This is a genomic window from Agromyces rhizosphaerae (assembly GCF_027925245.1).
Taxonomy (GTDB): domain Bacteria; phylum Actinomycetota; class Actinomycetes; order Actinomycetales; family Microbacteriaceae; genus Agromyces; species Agromyces rhizosphaerae.
Genome location: NZ_BSDP01000001.1, coordinates 283,828 through 298,624 on the forward strand (window position 1 = coordinate 283,828; position 14,797 = coordinate 298,624).

General features: G+C 73.0%; 10 protein-coding genes. 1 reads left to right on the forward strand and 9 read right to left on the reverse strand.

All coding sequences use genetic code 11. The features are described 5' to 3' along the window. Positions 1-30: 30 nt before the first annotated feature. The 8 genes from QMG39_RS01365 to guaB1 all read right to left on the reverse strand — a co-directional run bounded on the left by QMG39_RS01365 (position 31) and on the right by guaB1 (position 8,414). Positions 31-1,311 (reverse strand): MFS transporter, encoded by a 1,281-nt coding sequence (locus tag QMG39_RS01365; RefSeq protein WP_281882028.1) that lies wholly within the window; start codon positions 1,309-1,311, stop codon positions 31-33. Between the two features lie 86 nt (positions 1,312-1,397). Next, the gene (locus QMG39_RS01370) at positions 1,398-1,700 is read right to left on the reverse strand and encodes a thiamine-binding protein (RefSeq protein WP_281882029.1); all 303 of its coding nucleotides are present in this window, start codon (positions 1,698-1,700) and stop codon (positions 1,398-1,400) included. Beyond that, the gene (locus tag QMG39_RS01375) at positions 1,700-2,971 is read right to left on the reverse strand and encodes a hypothetical protein (RefSeq protein ID WP_281882030.1); all 1,272 of its coding nucleotides are present in this window, start codon (positions 2,969-2,971) and stop codon (positions 1,700-1,702) included. Before QMG39_RS01375 ends, QMG39_RS01370 begins: the two co-directional genes overlap by 1 nt. A 10-nt stretch (positions 2,972-2,981) precedes the next feature. After that, positions 2,982-3,833 carry an ADP-dependent NAD(P)H-hydrate dehydratase gene (locus tag QMG39_RS01380; RefSeq protein WP_281882031.1) on the reverse strand — a complete coding sequence of 284 codons (852 nt, stop codon included), beginning with the start codon at positions 3,831-3,833 and terminating at the stop codon, positions 2,982-2,984. Positions 3,834-3,887: 54 nt separating this feature from the next. After that, on the reverse strand, positions 3,888-4,460 hold the full coding sequence (locus QMG39_RS01385) for an NUDIX domain-containing protein (RefSeq protein ID WP_281882032.1): 573 nt from the start codon (positions 4,458-4,460) through the stop codon (positions 3,888-3,890). A 1-nt stretch (position 4,461) separates the two neighbouring features. Continuing rightward, the gene (locus tag QMG39_RS01390; protein WP_281882033.1) at positions 4,462-5,499 is read right to left on the reverse strand and encodes a hemolysin family protein; all 1,038 of its coding nucleotides are present in this window, start codon (positions 5,497-5,499) and stop codon (positions 4,462-4,464) included. Beyond that, on the reverse strand, positions 5,492-6,808 hold the full coding sequence (locus QMG39_RS01395) for a hemolysin family protein (protein ID WP_281887113.1): 1,317 nt from the start codon (positions 6,806-6,808) through the stop codon (positions 5,492-5,494). The genes QMG39_RS01390 and QMG39_RS01395 overlap by 8 nt, the downstream gene beginning before the upstream one ends. 166 nt (positions 6,809-6,974) lie before the next feature. Next, the gene (guaB1, locus tag QMG39_RS01400; protein ID WP_281882034.1) at positions 6,975-8,414 is read right to left on the reverse strand and encodes a GMP reductase; all 1,440 of its coding nucleotides are present in this window, start codon (positions 8,412-8,414) and stop codon (positions 6,975-6,977) included. A 192-nt stretch (positions 8,415-8,606) separates the two neighbouring features. Here guaB1 and QMG39_RS01405 point away from each other — a divergent pair, with 192 nt between their 5' ends. Continuing rightward, complete coding sequence (locus QMG39_RS01405) at positions 8,607-12,371, forward strand: multifunctional oxoglutarate decarboxylase/oxoglutarate dehydrogenase thiamine pyrophosphate-binding subunit/dihydrolipoyllysine-residue succinyltransferase subunit (protein ID WP_281882035.1); 3,765 nt, start codon at positions 8,607-8,609, stop codon at positions 12,369-12,371. Positions 12,372-12,485: 114 nt separating this feature from the next. Here the strand turns inward: QMG39_RS01405 and QMG39_RS01410 are convergent, their stop codons facing one another. Continuing rightward, positions 12,486-14,765 (reverse strand): MMPL family transporter, encoded by a 2,280-nt coding sequence (locus QMG39_RS01410; RefSeq protein WP_281882036.1) that lies wholly within the window; start codon positions 14,763-14,765, stop codon positions 12,486-12,488. Positions 14,766-14,797: the final 32 nt, after the last annotated feature.

Here is a 14,797-nt window from a genome sequence, read left to right on the forward strand (position 1 = left end):
TCGATTCGCGGGACGCGCCTCTCGGCCCGATCAGGCCGTGTCGTCGGCGACCGCGATCGCACCCGTCGCGTAGGACAGCACCTGTCCGCCGCGCTGGCGCGCGCGGTCGATCGCGACGGTCGCCGCGGTGAGCCCGAGGCCGGCGATCGTGAAGCCGAGGCCGATCCAGATCGGCGACACGAAGCCGAGGCCGGCGGCGATCGCCGCGCCGCCCGCGGCGGCGCCGAGGCTGTTGCCGAGGTTCAGCGCCGAGTGGTTGAGCGCGGCGGCGATCGACTGGCTGTCGCCGGCGACGTCCATGAGCCGCGCCTGGATGACCGGCGACAGCGCGGCCGCCGCGGCGCCGACCACGAGCGCGCCGACGATGAGCCCGGGCGGCCAGGCCGCGACGAGCCCGAGGGCCGCGAGCGCGAGCGCCAGCGCCACGAAGTAGCCGCGCAGCGAGCGCCGCACGCTGCGGTCGGCGCTCCAGCCGCCGAGCAGGTTGCCGATCGTCATGCCGACGCCCACGACCATGAGGACGACCGGCACCCACGACGCGGGCAGCCCGGCGACCTCGGTCGCGAGCGGTGCGATGTAGGTGTACATGGCGAAGAACCCGCCGAAGCCGATCGAGCCGATGCCGAGGGCGAGCCAGACCTGCACCCGGCGGAAGGCCCCGAGCTCGCGCCGGATCGACGCGGATGCGTCCCCCGGCTGCCACGGCACCACGAGTGCGATCGCGACGAAGGTGAGCGCGAAGATCCCGGCGACCGCGAGGTACGCGACACGCCAGGTGGTCTGCTGCCCGAGCCAGGTGATCGCGGGCACGCCGATCACGTTGGCGATGGTGAGGCCGGAGAGCACGAGCGCGACGCCGCGGGCGCGCTTGCCCGGGCCCATCAGGCTCGCGGCCACCAGCGAGGCGATGCCGAAGTACGCCCCGTGCGGCACGGCGGCGAAGAATCGCGCGACGAGCACGAGCCCGAACGTGGGCAGCAGCGCCGAGGCGACCGTGCCGAGCGTGAACGCGGCCACCAGCCAGAGCAGGAGCTGCTTCCGGGGCCAGCGGGCCGCCGCCGCGGCGATCGTCGGCGCACCCACGACCACGCCGAGCGCGTACGCCGAGATCAGCCAGCCCGCCTGGGCGATGGCCTCCTCGGGCGCGGTCGCGTTGAGCGCGGGCAGCAGGTCTGCGGCGAGTTCGGGCAGGAGGCCCATGGCCACGAACTCGGTCGCGCCGATGCCGAAGCCGCCCATCGCGAGGGCGAGCAGGGCGAGACGGATGCGGGCCGGCGACCACGTCGTCGGCCCGTGTGCAGCGGGGTTCACGCGGGCGAGTCTACGTGCGATCGAATCGATTCGACAAGCTCGGATGCGGGAGGGCCGCCGGGTCCGCGCACGGCGGCCCGCCGCGGTCAGTCCTCGAGCGCGCGCTCCAGCCGCTCGAGCTTGCCGTCGAGCTCTCCCGAGTACCCGGGGCGGATGTCGGCCTTCAGCACGAGCGACACGCGGGACCCGAACGGCGCGACCGCCTCGGTCGCGCGCCGGACGACGTCGAAGACCTCGTCCCACTCCCCCTCGAGGGTCGTGAACATCGCGTCCGTGCGGTTCGGCAGGCCCGACTCCCGGACCACCTTCACCGCGGCCGCGACCGCGTCGTGCACCGACCCGTCGGCGCGGCCCGTTCCGCTCGGCGCGACCGAGAATGCGACCAGCATCAGGCGACCTCCCGTCTCCGCGCCCCACTCTTCCACACGGCGTGCACCGACCACGCCAGCACCGCGAGCTCGAGGAGCGCCTTGGTCGTCAGCACGAGCACGAACGCCGGGTCGGCGACGAGCAGCCGATCGTACAGGTACGGGTAGAGCACCTGCGTGAAGCCGGCGATGGCCGCCACCAGCAGCGCGGGCGGGGCGAACCGCGCCGTGCGGATGCAGAGCCCGAGCACGATCGGCGCCGCGAGCCAGGTGACGAACTGCGGCGAGCCGACCTTGTTCGCCACGAGCAGCACGCTCACGAGCGCGAGCGACAGCGGCGGCATGAGCGCACCGAACGCAGCGCCGCGGCGCACCGCGACGACCCCCACGGCGAGCACCGCGACGAGCAGCACCGCCATCAGCGGGGTCAGTGCGGACGCGACCGCGTCGACGCCCGGCCCGTGGACCTGCCACGTCACGATCCGGGTGTCGAACGCGACCCGGACCTCCCGCGACCCGGCGACGATCGCCCAGAGCCAGGGCACGGCCGCCGGCGACTCGACCTGCAGCCCCCGTGCCCCCTGCTCGCCGAGGAACCCGAACACGGCCCAGGTGCCGCCCGCCAGCACGCTCCCGGCCAGCACCGTCGCCGAGACGACGAGCGCGACCAGCACGACCTCGACCCGCCGCCGCGACGCCGTCACGAGGGCGAACCCGAGCGCGGCGGGCCAGACCTTGATCCACATCGCGGCCGCGAGCAGCGCGGCCGAGACCCGCGGGCGGCCGGCCGCCCAGAGCAGCGCCACGATCGCGATCGGCGCGGTGATCGCGTCGATGCGCCCGAGCGCGACGGGCCCCAGCAGGGCGAGGAAGGCCAGCCACCACCAGGCCGCGAGCCCGCGCGTGCGCGACGGGCCACGCCACCCGAGGAGGATCGCGAACGCGAGGCCGTCCAGCGCGATCACGATCGCGAACCAGAGCGCGGGCATCCACTCCGCGCCGAGGGCGAACGCCGCCGCCATGGGGACGAGTGCGAGCCCCGGGTAGACCCACGCCACGTCGATGCCGACGATCCCCGCGCCGTCCGCGGCCCGCTGCATCCACGCGGTGTACACCACCGTGACGTCGTTGAAGACGGCACCGGGCGCATGCAGCCCGATCAGCACGAGGCCGACGTGCACGACGACGAACGCGGCCCAGAGGCCCGGCCTGCCCGCGATCGCGCGCGCGAGCGGCGACCGGGGCGACCCCTCGAGCCGCCCCGGGGGCATGCGAGCGGCCTCCTCGACCATGGCGGCCAGCCTAGCGACGGTCGGCGACCAGCCCCGCGATCACGCGCGGGACCGCCTCGGCCACGTCGAGCGCCACGATCGGGCCGCCGCGCGAGGCCTCCCGCGCGGCCAGGCCGTGCACGGCCGCGGCCGTGGCGGCGAGCGGCGCGAGCACCGAGGCATCCGCCGCCAGCTCGGCATGGTGCGTCGCGAGCAGGGCCCCGAGGATGCCGCCGAGCACGTCCCCCGCGCCCGCGGTCGCGAGCCACGGGGTCGCGAGCGCGACGCGCAGGCGCGCTCCCCCCGGTGCGGCCACGTGGGTCGCTGCGCCCTTCAGCAGCACCACGAGCCCGGTCGCCTCGGCCGCGCGCACCGCCCAGTCGCCCGGATTCGCGGCGACCTCCTCGACCGTCGCCCCGACGCCGTGCACGGCGAGCAGCCCGACCAGCTCCCGGTGGTGGGGCGTGACCACGACCGGGCCCGTCCCCTCCCCAGCGAGGTCGAGCACGCCGGCGTCGACCGCCGCGGGCAGGCCCGAGGCGAGCGCCTCGCGCAGTTCGCCGTCCAGCCGTGCGGAGCGGCGGGCCGGGTCCATGCCCGATCCGAGCAGCCACGCCTGCACGCGCCCCTCCTGCGCCACGGCCTCGGGGCGACGTGCGAGCACGGCGTCGCGCGCCCGCGAGGGCCCCAGGTACCGGATCATGCCCACGCCGGCGCGCGCCGCGCCCTCGACGCCGAGCACCGCCGCGCCGGGGTACTCGTCCGAGCCGGTCCGCACGCCGAGCACGCCCCGGCGGTACTTGTCGTCGGATGCGCCGGGCACGGCGATCCAGCGCGCGGCATCCGCCGCCGTGAAGTCGCGCCAGCCGTCGTCCACGCCCATGGCCCCACGATAGGTCGCGCACGAGGCGCGCGACAGCCCGCGCCGCGCGCCGCCTCAGCGGAAGCGGCCGAGGCGGATGCCCGCGAGGGCGAGCGCGGCGATCGACTCGCCGTCGCGGATCTCCCCCGCGGCGATCATCGACAGCGCCTCGCCGAAGGGCACCCAGCGCACCTCGGCGATGCCCTCCTCCGCCTGGGTTGCGCCGGCGTCGCCCGTTTCCTCGAGGCTGCGCGCGAGGAACACGTGCTCGGGGGCGTCCGCGATGCCGTTCAGCGCGTCCATGCCGCCCAGGCGCACCCATTCGCCCGCCGCGAGCCCGGTCTCCTCGGCGAGCTCGCGCTGGGCGGCGACCAGCGGGGCCTCACCGTCGGTGCCGCCCGCGGGCACCTCCCACGACCACGTCCCGGTCGGGTAGCGCGCGAGCGACACCAGGCAGACCCGCTCGTCGGCGTCGAGCGCGACCACGAAGACGGCCGGGTGCCGCATCTCGACGACGCCGTAGATGCCGCGGCCGTGCGGCCCCTCGACCTGGTCCTCGCGCACCCGGATCCAGCGGTTCTCGTACGCCACGCGCGACTCGAGCGTGCGCCACGGCCTGCGCCCGCCGCCCTCCGGCTCGTGCGGCACCCTAGACCCGCCTCGTCGCGTCCTGCACCTCGCCGACGAGCTCCTCGATGATGTCCTCGAGGAAGAGCACGCCCGTGGTCGCGCCCTCGGCGTCGAACGCGCGCGCCAGGTGCGAGCCCGTGCGGCGCATCGTCGCGAGCGCGTCCTCGAGGTCGGTCCCGTCGTAGATCGACACCAGCTGGCGCACGAACTTCTGCGGGATCGGCTCGTCGAACTCGTGGTCGTGGAGGTCGATGACGTCCTTCAGGTGCACGTAGCCCGCGGGCTCGCCCGAGCCGTCGCAGATGACGTAGCGCGAGAAGCCGCGGCGCGCCACCGCGCGCTCGACGTCGCCGGGGGTGCCCTCGGGCCCGAAGCAGACGAGCTCGTCGAGCGGCAGCGCAACGTCGCGGACGACCTTGGTCGTGAACTCGAACACGCCCGAGAGCGTGCCGCTGGAGTCCTCCAGCATGCCCTCGCGACGCGACTGGTCGACGATCGTCTGCACCTCGTCGAGCGTGTACGTGCTCGTCGCCTCGTCCTTCGGCTCGACGCGGAACAGGCGCACCACGCCGTTCGCGGTCGCGTTCAGCGCGACGATCACCGGGCGGAACACGCGCGCCGTGAACACCAGCGGCGGGGCGAGCAGCAGCACGGCCCGGTCGGGCATCGAGAAGGAGAGGTTCTTGGGCACCATCTCGCCCAGCACGACGTGCAGGTACGACACGAGCACCAGCGCGATCACGAACGCGATCACGCCGATGACCTCCTCCGACCAGCCGGTGAGGGCGAGCGGGATCTCGAGCAGGTGGTGGATCGCCGGCTCGGACACGTTCAGGATGAGCAGCGAGCAGATCGTGATGCCGAGCTGGCTCATCGCGAGCATGAGCGTCGCGTGCTCCATCGCCCAGAGCGCCGTGCGGGCGCGGCGGTGGCCCGCCTCGGCGAGCGGCTCGATCTGGGAGCGGCGCGCGGAGATCACGGCGAACTCCGCGCCGACGAAGAAGGCGTTGCCGGCCAGCAGCACGAACAGCCAGGCGATTCCGGCCCAGTCAGACATCGGCGGCCTCCTCCGCGGGGGCGGTGCGCACGTAGCGCAGCCGGTCGATCCGGCGGCCCTCGAGCCGCACCACCTGCAGGGTCCCGTCCTCGGTCTCGATCTCGTCGCCGACCGCGGGCAGGCGCCCGAGCTCGCTCATGACGAACCCGCCGACGGTCTCGTACGGACCCTCCTCCGGCACGCGGATGCCCGCGCGCTCGAGCAGCTCGTCCGGCCGGAGCAGGCCCGGGAACGTGACCGAGTCCGCTCGGCGCACGATGCCCGCGCGCGAGCGGTCGTGCTCGTCGGACACCTCGCCGACGATCTCCTCGACCAGGTCCTCCAGCGTCGCGACGCCGGCGGTGCCGCCGTACTCGTCGACGACGACCGCCATCTGGTAGCCGCGGCCGCGCAACTCGCCGAGCAGCGCGTCGAGGCGCATCGTCTCGGGCACGCGGAGGCCGTCGGACTGCAGCGCCGACACCGGCACGTCGGCGCGCCGCTCGCGCGGCACCGCCACCGCCTGCTTGACGTGCACCAGGCCGACGACGTCGTCGACGTTCTCCTCGTGCACGGGGAAGCGCGAGTACCCGGTCTGGGAGGCCAGCTCGATCACGGTGGCCGCGGTGTCGTCGCGCGAGACGCTCGCGACCCGCGGGCGCGGCGTCATCACGTCCGCCGCGCTCAGCCGGGAGAAGCTCAGCGTGCGGCTCAGCAGGGTCGCCGTGTCCTTCTCGAGCATGCCCGCGCTCGCCGAGCGGCGCACGAGCGACGAGAGCTCCTCGGCCGACCGGGCGCCCGAGAGCTCCTCCTTGGGCTCCACGCCCATGAGGCGCAGCAGCCCGTTGGCGCTGCCGTTCAGCAGGCGGATCGCCGGCCCGAAGACGGTCGTGAACGCGGTCTGGAACGGCATCACGAGCACCGCCGTCTGGCGCGGCAGCGCGAGCGCGAAGTTCTTGGGCACGAGCTCGCCGATGATCATCGACAGCAGCGTGGCGACCACGATCGCGGTGGTCGCGCCGACCGGTCGCACCAGCGACTCCGGCACGCCGATCGCGGTGAGCGGGCCCTCGAGCAGCGAGCTGATCGCGGGCTCCATGGTGTAGCCCGTGAGCAGCGTCGTGATCGTGATGCCGAGCTGCGCGCTCGACAGGTGCGTCGACGTGATCTTCAGCGCCGAGATCGTGAGGCCCAGCCGGGTCTCGCCGCGTTCGCGGCGCGCCTCGAGGTCGCTGCGATCGAGGTTGACCAGCGCGAACTCGCTGGCGACGAACAAGCCCGTGCCGATCGTGAGCAGGAGTCCGAACGTGAGCAGCAGCCACTCAGGCATTCGCACCCGACCGATCGTTCACGGGCAGGGGTCTGTGACCAGGGGAACTGGGACTGGAACTGGGAGGGTCGTCCATCGTGGACGCAAGTATAACCGCGCCCGGCCGTGCATCGGCACGGATGTCACGCGATGGTCACGTGCGGCGCCGGCACGGCGCATCCGCCCGCTACCAGCTGACCGGCAGCGCCTTGCCCTCCTCGTAGCCGGCCGCCGACTGGATGCCGACGAGCGCACGCTCGTGGAACTCGGCGACGGTGTGCGCGCCGGCGTAGGTGAACGAGCTGCGCACGCCCGTGGTGATCATGTCGAGCAGGTCCTCGATCGACGGGCGCAGCGGGTCGAGCGAGATCCGCGACGACGAGATGCCCTCGGCGAACAGCTCCTTGCGCGCGAGCTCGTACGGCGAGAGCCGGTCGAACCGCTCGCGCACGGCCTTCGTCGACGCCATGCCCCAGCTCTCCTTGAACCAGCCGCCGTCGGGACCGGTGCGGAGCCGACCGGGCGCCTCGAGGGTACCGGCGAACCAGGAGCCGATCATGACGGATGCCGCGCCGGCGGCCAGTGCCAGCGCGACGTCCCTCGGGTAGCGCACGCCTCCGTCGGCCCAGACGCGCGCGCCGGCCTCGCGGGCCGCCTCCGCGGTCTCGAGCACCGCGGAGAACTGCGGCCGGCCGACCGCGGTCATCATTCGCGTGGTGCACATCGCCCCCGGGCCGACGCCGACCTTGACGATGTCGGCGCCCGCGCCGACGAGGTCGGCCACGGCCTGCTCGGTGACGACGTTGCCCGCGGCCACCGGCACCTCGATGCCCGCCTCGCGCACGGCGCGGATCGCGCCCACCATGCCGTCCTGGTGCCCGTGCGCCGTGTCGACCACCAGCACGTCGACGCCCGCCGCGACGAGCGCGCGGGCCTTGCCCGCCACGTCGCCGTTGATGCCGATCGCCGCCGCGACGCGCAGCCGACCGTCGGCGTCGAGCGCGGGCGTGTAGATCGTGCCGCGCAGCGCGCTGCGCCGACTGAGCGTGCCGACCACCTCGCCGTGCGCGAGCACCGGCGCGAACTCGAGCTCGGCGTCGACCATCAGGTCGAAGGCGGCGCGCGGCGACTCCACGTCGTCCGCGTCGAGCGCGGGGAGCGCGCCGTGCACGAGGTCGCCGAGCCGTGCGTCGTGCAGGGCGGAGGCCAGCCGGGTCGCGGGGATGCAGCCGGCGTAGGCGCCGTCGCCGTCGTGCAGCACGAGGCCGTGGCCGTCGACGGGCGCGATGACCTCGAGGGCGTCGGCGACCGTGGCATCCGCATCGAAGTCGTAGGGCGTGTCGAACCGGGGCGACTGCGCCTTGACCCACCGGATGGCGCGGTCGAGGTCCTGCAGGTGCATGTCCTGCGGGAGCACGCCGAGCCCGCCGCGGCGCGCGAGGGTGGCCGCGAGCCGAGGGCCGGTGACCGAGTTCATGTTCGCCGAGACGATCGGCAGCGTCGCGCCGGTGCCGTCCTCCGGCGCGAGGGAGACGTCGAGCCGGCTGGCGACGTCCGACCGGCTCGGAACGAGGAACACGTCCGAGTAGGTGAGGTCGTGGCTCGGCGTCGTTCGGTAGAACTCCATGCCCGCAACGCTAGTCCCTGCGGATGCTGCATCTTCAGGTTCCCCACGGGTGTGCAGCCCGCTCCACGGGAACGGGTTTAGGCTTGTCGCGGCGGGTTCCACGCCTGCGCGCGAGCGCGACGTCCGCCGAGATCGAGCACTCGGCATCGAGTGCATCCCCCAGCAGCACCGAAGAGAGTGGGCGAAGAGGCTGTGTCGAGGCAGTTGACCGGTGGATCCGACCAGGCGACGTCGAACGAGTTCGGCGCGAACGAATGGCTCGTCGACGAGCTCTACGAGCAGTTCCGCGCCGACCGCGACTCGGTCGACAAGACGTGGTGGCCGATCCTCGAGAACTACCGTCCCGCGTCGGGCGACGCGCCCGCGACGCCCGCGACGCCCGACCAGGCCACGGCGGCGACCGCCGCCCCGCCCGCGGCGGCGACGCCGGCCCAGCCCGCGCCGTCGGCCCACCCGATGACGGCGCCCACCCCCGTGATCGGCGCGCAGCCGCAGGCACGCACGACGGCCCGCGCGCCCCGCCCCGAGCCGGTTCCCGCCGACGTGCCCGTCACGAGCCCGCAGCCGGTCGTCGAGGGCGAGACCGAGAAGGTCGACGAGGTCGTCCCGCTCCGCGGCCTGCCGAAGACCCTCGCAGCCAACATGGACCAGAGCCTCACGGTCCCGACCGCCACCAGCGTTCGCACGGTGCCCGCGAAGCTGATGATCGACAACCGCATCGTCATCAACAACCACCTCCGTCGCGCCCGAGGCGGCAAGGTCTCCTTCACCCACCTCATCGGCTGGGCGCTCATCCAGGCGCTCAAGGAGTTCCCGAGCCAGAACGTCTACTACGACGAGCGCGACGGCAAGCCGAGCCTCGTCAAGCCCGCCCACATCGGCCTCGGCATCGCGATCGACATCCCGAAGCCCGACGGCACCCGCGCGCTGCTCGTGCCCGCGATCAAGCGCGCCGAGACCATGACGTTCAACGAGTACCTCGCGGCGTACGAGGACCTGGTGCAGCGGGCCCGCAAGAACAAGCTCACCGCCGACGACTTCAAGGGCGCGACGATCTCGCTCACCAACCCGGGCGGCATCGGCACGGTGCACTCGGTGCCGCGCCTCATGAAGGGCCAGGGCTGCATCATCGGCGCCGGCGCGCTCGAGTACCCGGCCGAGTTCCAGGGCTCCAGCGACCGCACCCTCGCGAACCTCGCCATCGGCAAGACGATCACGCTGACCTCGACCTACGACCACCGCGTCATCCAGGGTGCGGGCTCGGGCGAGTTCCTGAAGACGGTGCACGAGCTGCTGATCGGCCAGCGCCGGTTCTACGAGGACATCTTCGCGGCGCTCCGCCTGCCCTACGACCCGATCCACTGGGCCCCCGACATCTCGGTCGACATCGCCAGCGCGATCGACAAGACCGCCCGCGTGCAGGAGCTCATCAACTCGTTCCGCGTGCGCGGCCACATGATGGCCGACATCGACCCGCTCGAGTACGTGCAGCGCTCGCACCCCGACCTCGACATCGCCAGCCACGGCCTGACCTTCTGGGACCTCGACCGCGAGTTCGTCACCGGCGAGTTCGGCGAATCGCGCACCTCGCTGCTGCGCGACATCCTCGGCGTGCTGCGCGACTCGTACTGCCGCACCATCGGCATCGAGTACATGCACATCCAGGACCCCGAGCAGCGCAAGTGGATCCAGGGCAAGGTCGAGCGCAAGTACGAAAAGCCGACCCACGACGAGCAGATGCGCATCCTCGGCAAGCTGAACGAGGCCGAGGCGTTCGAGACCTTCCTGCAGACCAAGTACGTCGGCCAGAAGCGGTTCAGCCTCGAGGGCGGCGAGTCGATGATCGCCCTGCTCGACGAGATCCTCCAGGGCGCCGCCAAGCAGCAGCTCGACGAGGTCGCGATCGGCATGGCCCACCGCGGCCGGCTCAACGTGCTGACGAACATCGCCGGCAAGACCTACGGCCAGATCTTCCGCGAGTTCGAGGGCACGCCCGACCCGCGCACCATCTCCGGCTCGGGCGACGTGAAGTACCACCTCGGCACCGAGGGCGTGTTCACCGCCGACGACGGCCAGGAGGTCCCGGTCTACCTCGCCGCGAACCCCTCGCACCTCGAGGCCGTCAACGGCGTGCTCGAGGGCATCGTCCGCGCCAAGCAGGACCGCCGCCCCGCCGGCAGCTACGGCACGCTCCCGATCCTCGTGCACGGCGACGCCGCGATGGCGGGCCAGGGCGTGGTGTTCGAGACGCTGCAGATGTCGCAGCTGCGCGGCTACCGCACCGGCGGCACGATCCACGTCGTCGCGAACAACCAGGTCGGCTTCACCACGGTGCCGGGCGACGCCCGCTCGTCGATCTACTCGACCGACGTCGCCAAGACGATCCAGGCCCCGATCTTCCACGTGAACGGCGACGACCCCGAGGCCGTCGTGCGCGTCGCGGAGCTGGCGTTCGAGTACCGCCAGCAGTTCCACCGCGACGTCGTGATCGACCTCGTCTGCTACCGCCGCCGCGGCCACAACGAGGGCGACGACCCGTCGATGACGCAGCCGCTCATGTACAACCTCATCGAGGCGAAGCGCTCCGTGCGCAAGCTCTACACCGAGGCCCTCGTCGGTCGCGGCGACATCACCGAGGAGGAGTACCAGGCGGCGCACCGCGACTTCCAGGAGCGCCTCGAGCACGCCTTCCAGGAGACGCACGCCGCGCAGACCGCGTCGTCCGCCCCCGGCGGCGCCGCCGACATCGAGCCGGCGACCGCGGCCCCGTTCGCGCAGGAACTGCCGCCGACCGGCGAGCTCGAGACCACCGGCGTCTCCGAGCAGGTCGTGCACATGATCGGCGACGCGTTCAACAACAAGCCCGACGGGTTCACGGTGCACGCCAAGCTGCAGCAGCTCCTGCAGAAGCGCCTCGACATGAGCCGCAACGGCAAGGTCGACTGGGCCTTCGGCGAGCTGCTCGCCCTGGGCACGCTGCTGGTCGAGGGCACCCCCGTGCGGTTCGCCGGCCAGGACGCCCGCCGCGGCACCTTCGTGCAGCGCCACTCGGTGTTCCACGACCGCGTGAACGGCCAGGAGTGGCTGCCGCTGCTGAACCTCAGCGACAACCAGGCCCGGTTCTGGATCTACGACTCGCTGCTCTCCGAGTACGCGGCGATGGCGTTCGAGTACGGGTACTCCGTCGAGCGCAAGGACGCCCTCGTGCTCTGGGAGGCGCAGTTCGGCGACTTCGCCAACGGCGCCCAGACCGTCATCGACGAGTTCATCTCCTCGGCCGAGCAGAAGTGGGGCCAGCGCTCGAGCGTCGTGCTCCTGCTGCCGCACGGCTACGAGGGCCAGGGCCCCGACCACTCGTCCGCGCGCATCGAGCGCTACCTGCAGCTCTGCGCCGAGCAGAACATGACCGTCGCGCGCCCCTCGACCCCGGCGTCGTACTTCCACCTGCTGCGCCGCCAGGCCTACCAGCGCCCGCGCCGCCCGCTCGTGGTGTTCACCCCGAAGGCGATGCTGCGCCTGCGCGGCGCGACCAGCGAGGTGGCCGACTTCACGAGCGGCAGGTTCGAGCCCGTGATCGACGACGCGCGCATCAGCGACCGCGCCGCCGTGCGCCGCGTCGTCTTCATGGCCGGCAAGCTCTACTACGACCTCGCCGCCGAGCTGGCGAAGCACCCGAACCCCGAGGTCGCCCTCGTGCGCCTGGAGCAGTACTACCCGCTCCCCGCCGAGCGGCTCGCGGAGGTCGCCGCCTCCTACCCGAACGCCGAGCTGGTCTGGGCGCAGGACGAGCCCGAGAACCAGGGCGCGTGGCCGTTCTTCGCGATCGAGACCGGCAAGATCTGGGACCGCCCGGTCGCCGTCGTCTCGCGCGCGGCCTCGGCCTCGCCCGCCACGGGCTCCGCCAAGGTGCACGCGGCCGAGCAGGCCGACCTGGTCTCCCGGGCGCTGTCGCTCTAGCCGGCGCCCGCCGGACGCGAACGAGCCGGGTCCCACCCCCTGTGGTCGGACCCGGCTCGCGACGTCCGGTCAACCGGACGTCCTCCCCCCTGGGCGCCCCCTCAGCGCCCGAGCTCAGCGCACAGTCGCCTCCGTGCGCGCCCCCTCCGTCGCCTGCGCGGCGTCCCCCGCCTCGTCCGGGCCCGCACCGGTGGCGTGCCCGCCCACGTGCCGCCCGTCGTGCGGGCGCGACAGCTTCGACGGCCACCAGATCGCCGGCCCGATGTCGTAGGCCAGCGCGGGCACGAGCAGCGTGCGCACGAGGAACGTGTCGAGCAGCACGCCGAACGCGACGATGAACGCGATCTGCGCGAGGAACAGGATCGGGATCACGCCGAGCGCGGCGAACGTGGCCGCGAGCACGAGGCCCGCCGACGTGATGACCCCCGCGGTGAGCGCGAGGCCGCGCAGGATCCCCGGCCGGGTGCCGTGCACGAGCGACTCCTCGCGCACGCGCGTCATGAGGAAGATGTTGTAGTCGACGCCCAGCGCGACCAGGAACACGAAGCCGAACAACGGCACCGACGGGTCGGCGCCGTCCCAGCCGAACACGGTCTCGAACACCACCGCCGAGACGCCCAGCGCGGCCCCGAACGACAGCACGACGCTCGCGATCAGCAGCACCGGCGCGAGGATCGAGCGCAGCAGCATCATGAGGATCAGCAGGATCGCGGCGAGCACGAGCGGGATGATGAGCGTGCGGTCGGCGATCGCGGCCGCGTTGGTGTCCAGCGCGATCGCGGTCGTGCCGCCCACGAGGGCCTCCTCGGAGACGGCGTCGAGCGCATCGCGCAGCGCCTCGACCGTCGCCTCGGCCTCGAGCGAGTCGGCCGGGTCCTCCAGCGTCGCCTGCAGCAGCACGGCGCCGTCGACCACGTCGGGCTCGGGCGCCGGCGTGCCGGGAGGACCGAGCGGCTGGATGCCGTCCGCGGTGACCTCGGCCTGGCCCGACGGCGAGTCGGAGGCGAGCACGGCGACCGATGCGATGCCGTCGACGCCGAGCGCCACGTCCGCCATCTGCTGCAGGTCGTCCTCCGGGCCGATCACGACGGCGGGCGTGCCGGACCCCGCGGGGAAGTGCTCGCCCAGCAGCTCCTGGCCGTCGCGCGCCTGCGACTCCCCGAGCACGAACTCGCTCGACGGCACGCCCTCGGCCTTCAGCTGCACGAGCCCCAGCGACATCACGGCGAGCAGCAGGGTCGAGACGATCCACACCCAGCGCGGCCGGCGGGAGACGAGCCGGCTGACCGCCCCCCAGAAGCCGCGCGCACCGCTGCCGACCTGCTCGGGGTCGTCGGATGCCGCGCGCGGACGCCGCGGCCAGAACGCGACCCGGCCCGCCCAGAGCAGCAGCGCGGGCAGCAGCGTCAGCGCGGCGAGCAGCGCGCACACGATGCCGATCGCGGCGACCGGACCGAGCGACTTGTTCGAGTTGAGCTCGCTCACGAGCAGGATGAGCAGGCCCGCGATCACCGTGCCGCCGGACGCGAGGATCGGCTCCCACGAGCCGCGCAGCGCGGCCCAGGTCGCGGCCCACTTCGTCGGCTCGGTCGCGAGCGTCTCGCGATAGCGCGCGATGTAGAGCAGCGCGTAGTCGGTGGCCGCGCCGATCACGAGGATGAAGAGGATGCCCTGGGTCTGGCCGGTGAGCAGGAGCACGTCGGCCGCCGCGAGCGAGACCACGACGAGCACCGAGGTGCACAGCGCGGTGAGGCTGGTGAACAGCACGATCACGGGCAGCAGCGGCGAGCGGTAGACGATGACCAGGATCACGAACACCGCGGCGAAGGCCACGGCGATGAGCAGGCCGTCGATGCCGGCGAACGCGCCGCTGAGGTCGGCGGTGAACCCCGCGGGCCCGGTCACCGCCGCGGTGACGCCGTCGATGGGCTCGTCGGCGATCAGCGCGCGCAGCTCCTCGACCGCCTCGGTGCCCTCCTCCCCCGAGACGACGGGGACGACGACCTGGGCCGCCTCGCCGTCGTCCGAGACGATCACCGGCGACGCCCCCTCGGCGTCGACGCCCGCGATGGACTCGAAGGCGTCGCGCTGCGCGGTGATCTCCTCGACCTGGTCGTCGGTGAGCTCGCCGTCGGCCGCGTAGACCACGACCGCCGGGATCAGGTCGTCGTCGCGGAACTCCGCCTGCAGCTCGTTGACCTCGGTCGCCTCCGCGCTCGCCGGGAGGAACTGCGCCTGGTCGTTGGTTGACACGTCGGACAGCTGCCCGAAGGAGGCGCCGCCCATGCCGAACGCCGCGAACCACCCGAGCACGAGGATGCTCGGGATCAGGACGCGGAGCCAGGTGGGCACGCGGGACGTGGAACGGGTCGCGGAGGGGGTCTGCTCGCTCATCGCTAACTAGGTTAGCGAAATTTCGAGCAGCC

What these genes read in the sequence shown, in the direction of transcription:
- QMG39_RS01380 (WP_281882031.1), bottom strand. Translation starts at nt 3,833, where the DNA reads ATGGGCGTGGACGACGGCTGGCGCGACTTCACGGCGGCGGATGCCGCG.
- QMG39_RS01410 (WP_281882036.1), bottom strand. Translation starts at nt 14,765, where the DNA reads ATGAGCGAGCAGACCCCCTCCGCGACCCGTTCCACGTCCCGCGTGCCC.
- guaB1 (WP_281882034.1), bottom strand. Translation starts at nt 8,414, where the DNA reads ATGGAGTTCTACCGAACGACGCCGAGCCACGACCTCACCTACTCGGAC.
- QMG39_RS01375 (WP_281882030.1), bottom strand. Translation starts at nt 2,971, where the DNA reads ATGGTCGAGGAGGCCGCTCGCATGCCCCCGGGGCGGCTCGAGGGGTCG.
- QMG39_RS01395 (WP_281887113.1), bottom strand. Translation starts at nt 6,808, where the DNA reads ATGCCTGAGTGGCTGCTGCTCACGTTCGGACTCCTGCTCACGATCGGC.
- QMG39_RS01390 (WP_281882033.1), bottom strand. Translation starts at nt 5,499, where the DNA reads ATGTCTGACTGGGCCGGAATCGCCTGGCTGTTCGTGCTGCTGGCCGGC.
- QMG39_RS01370 (WP_281882029.1), bottom strand. Translation starts at nt 1,700, where the DNA reads ATGCTGGTCGCATTCTCGGTCGCGCCGAGCGGAACGGGCCGCGCCGAC.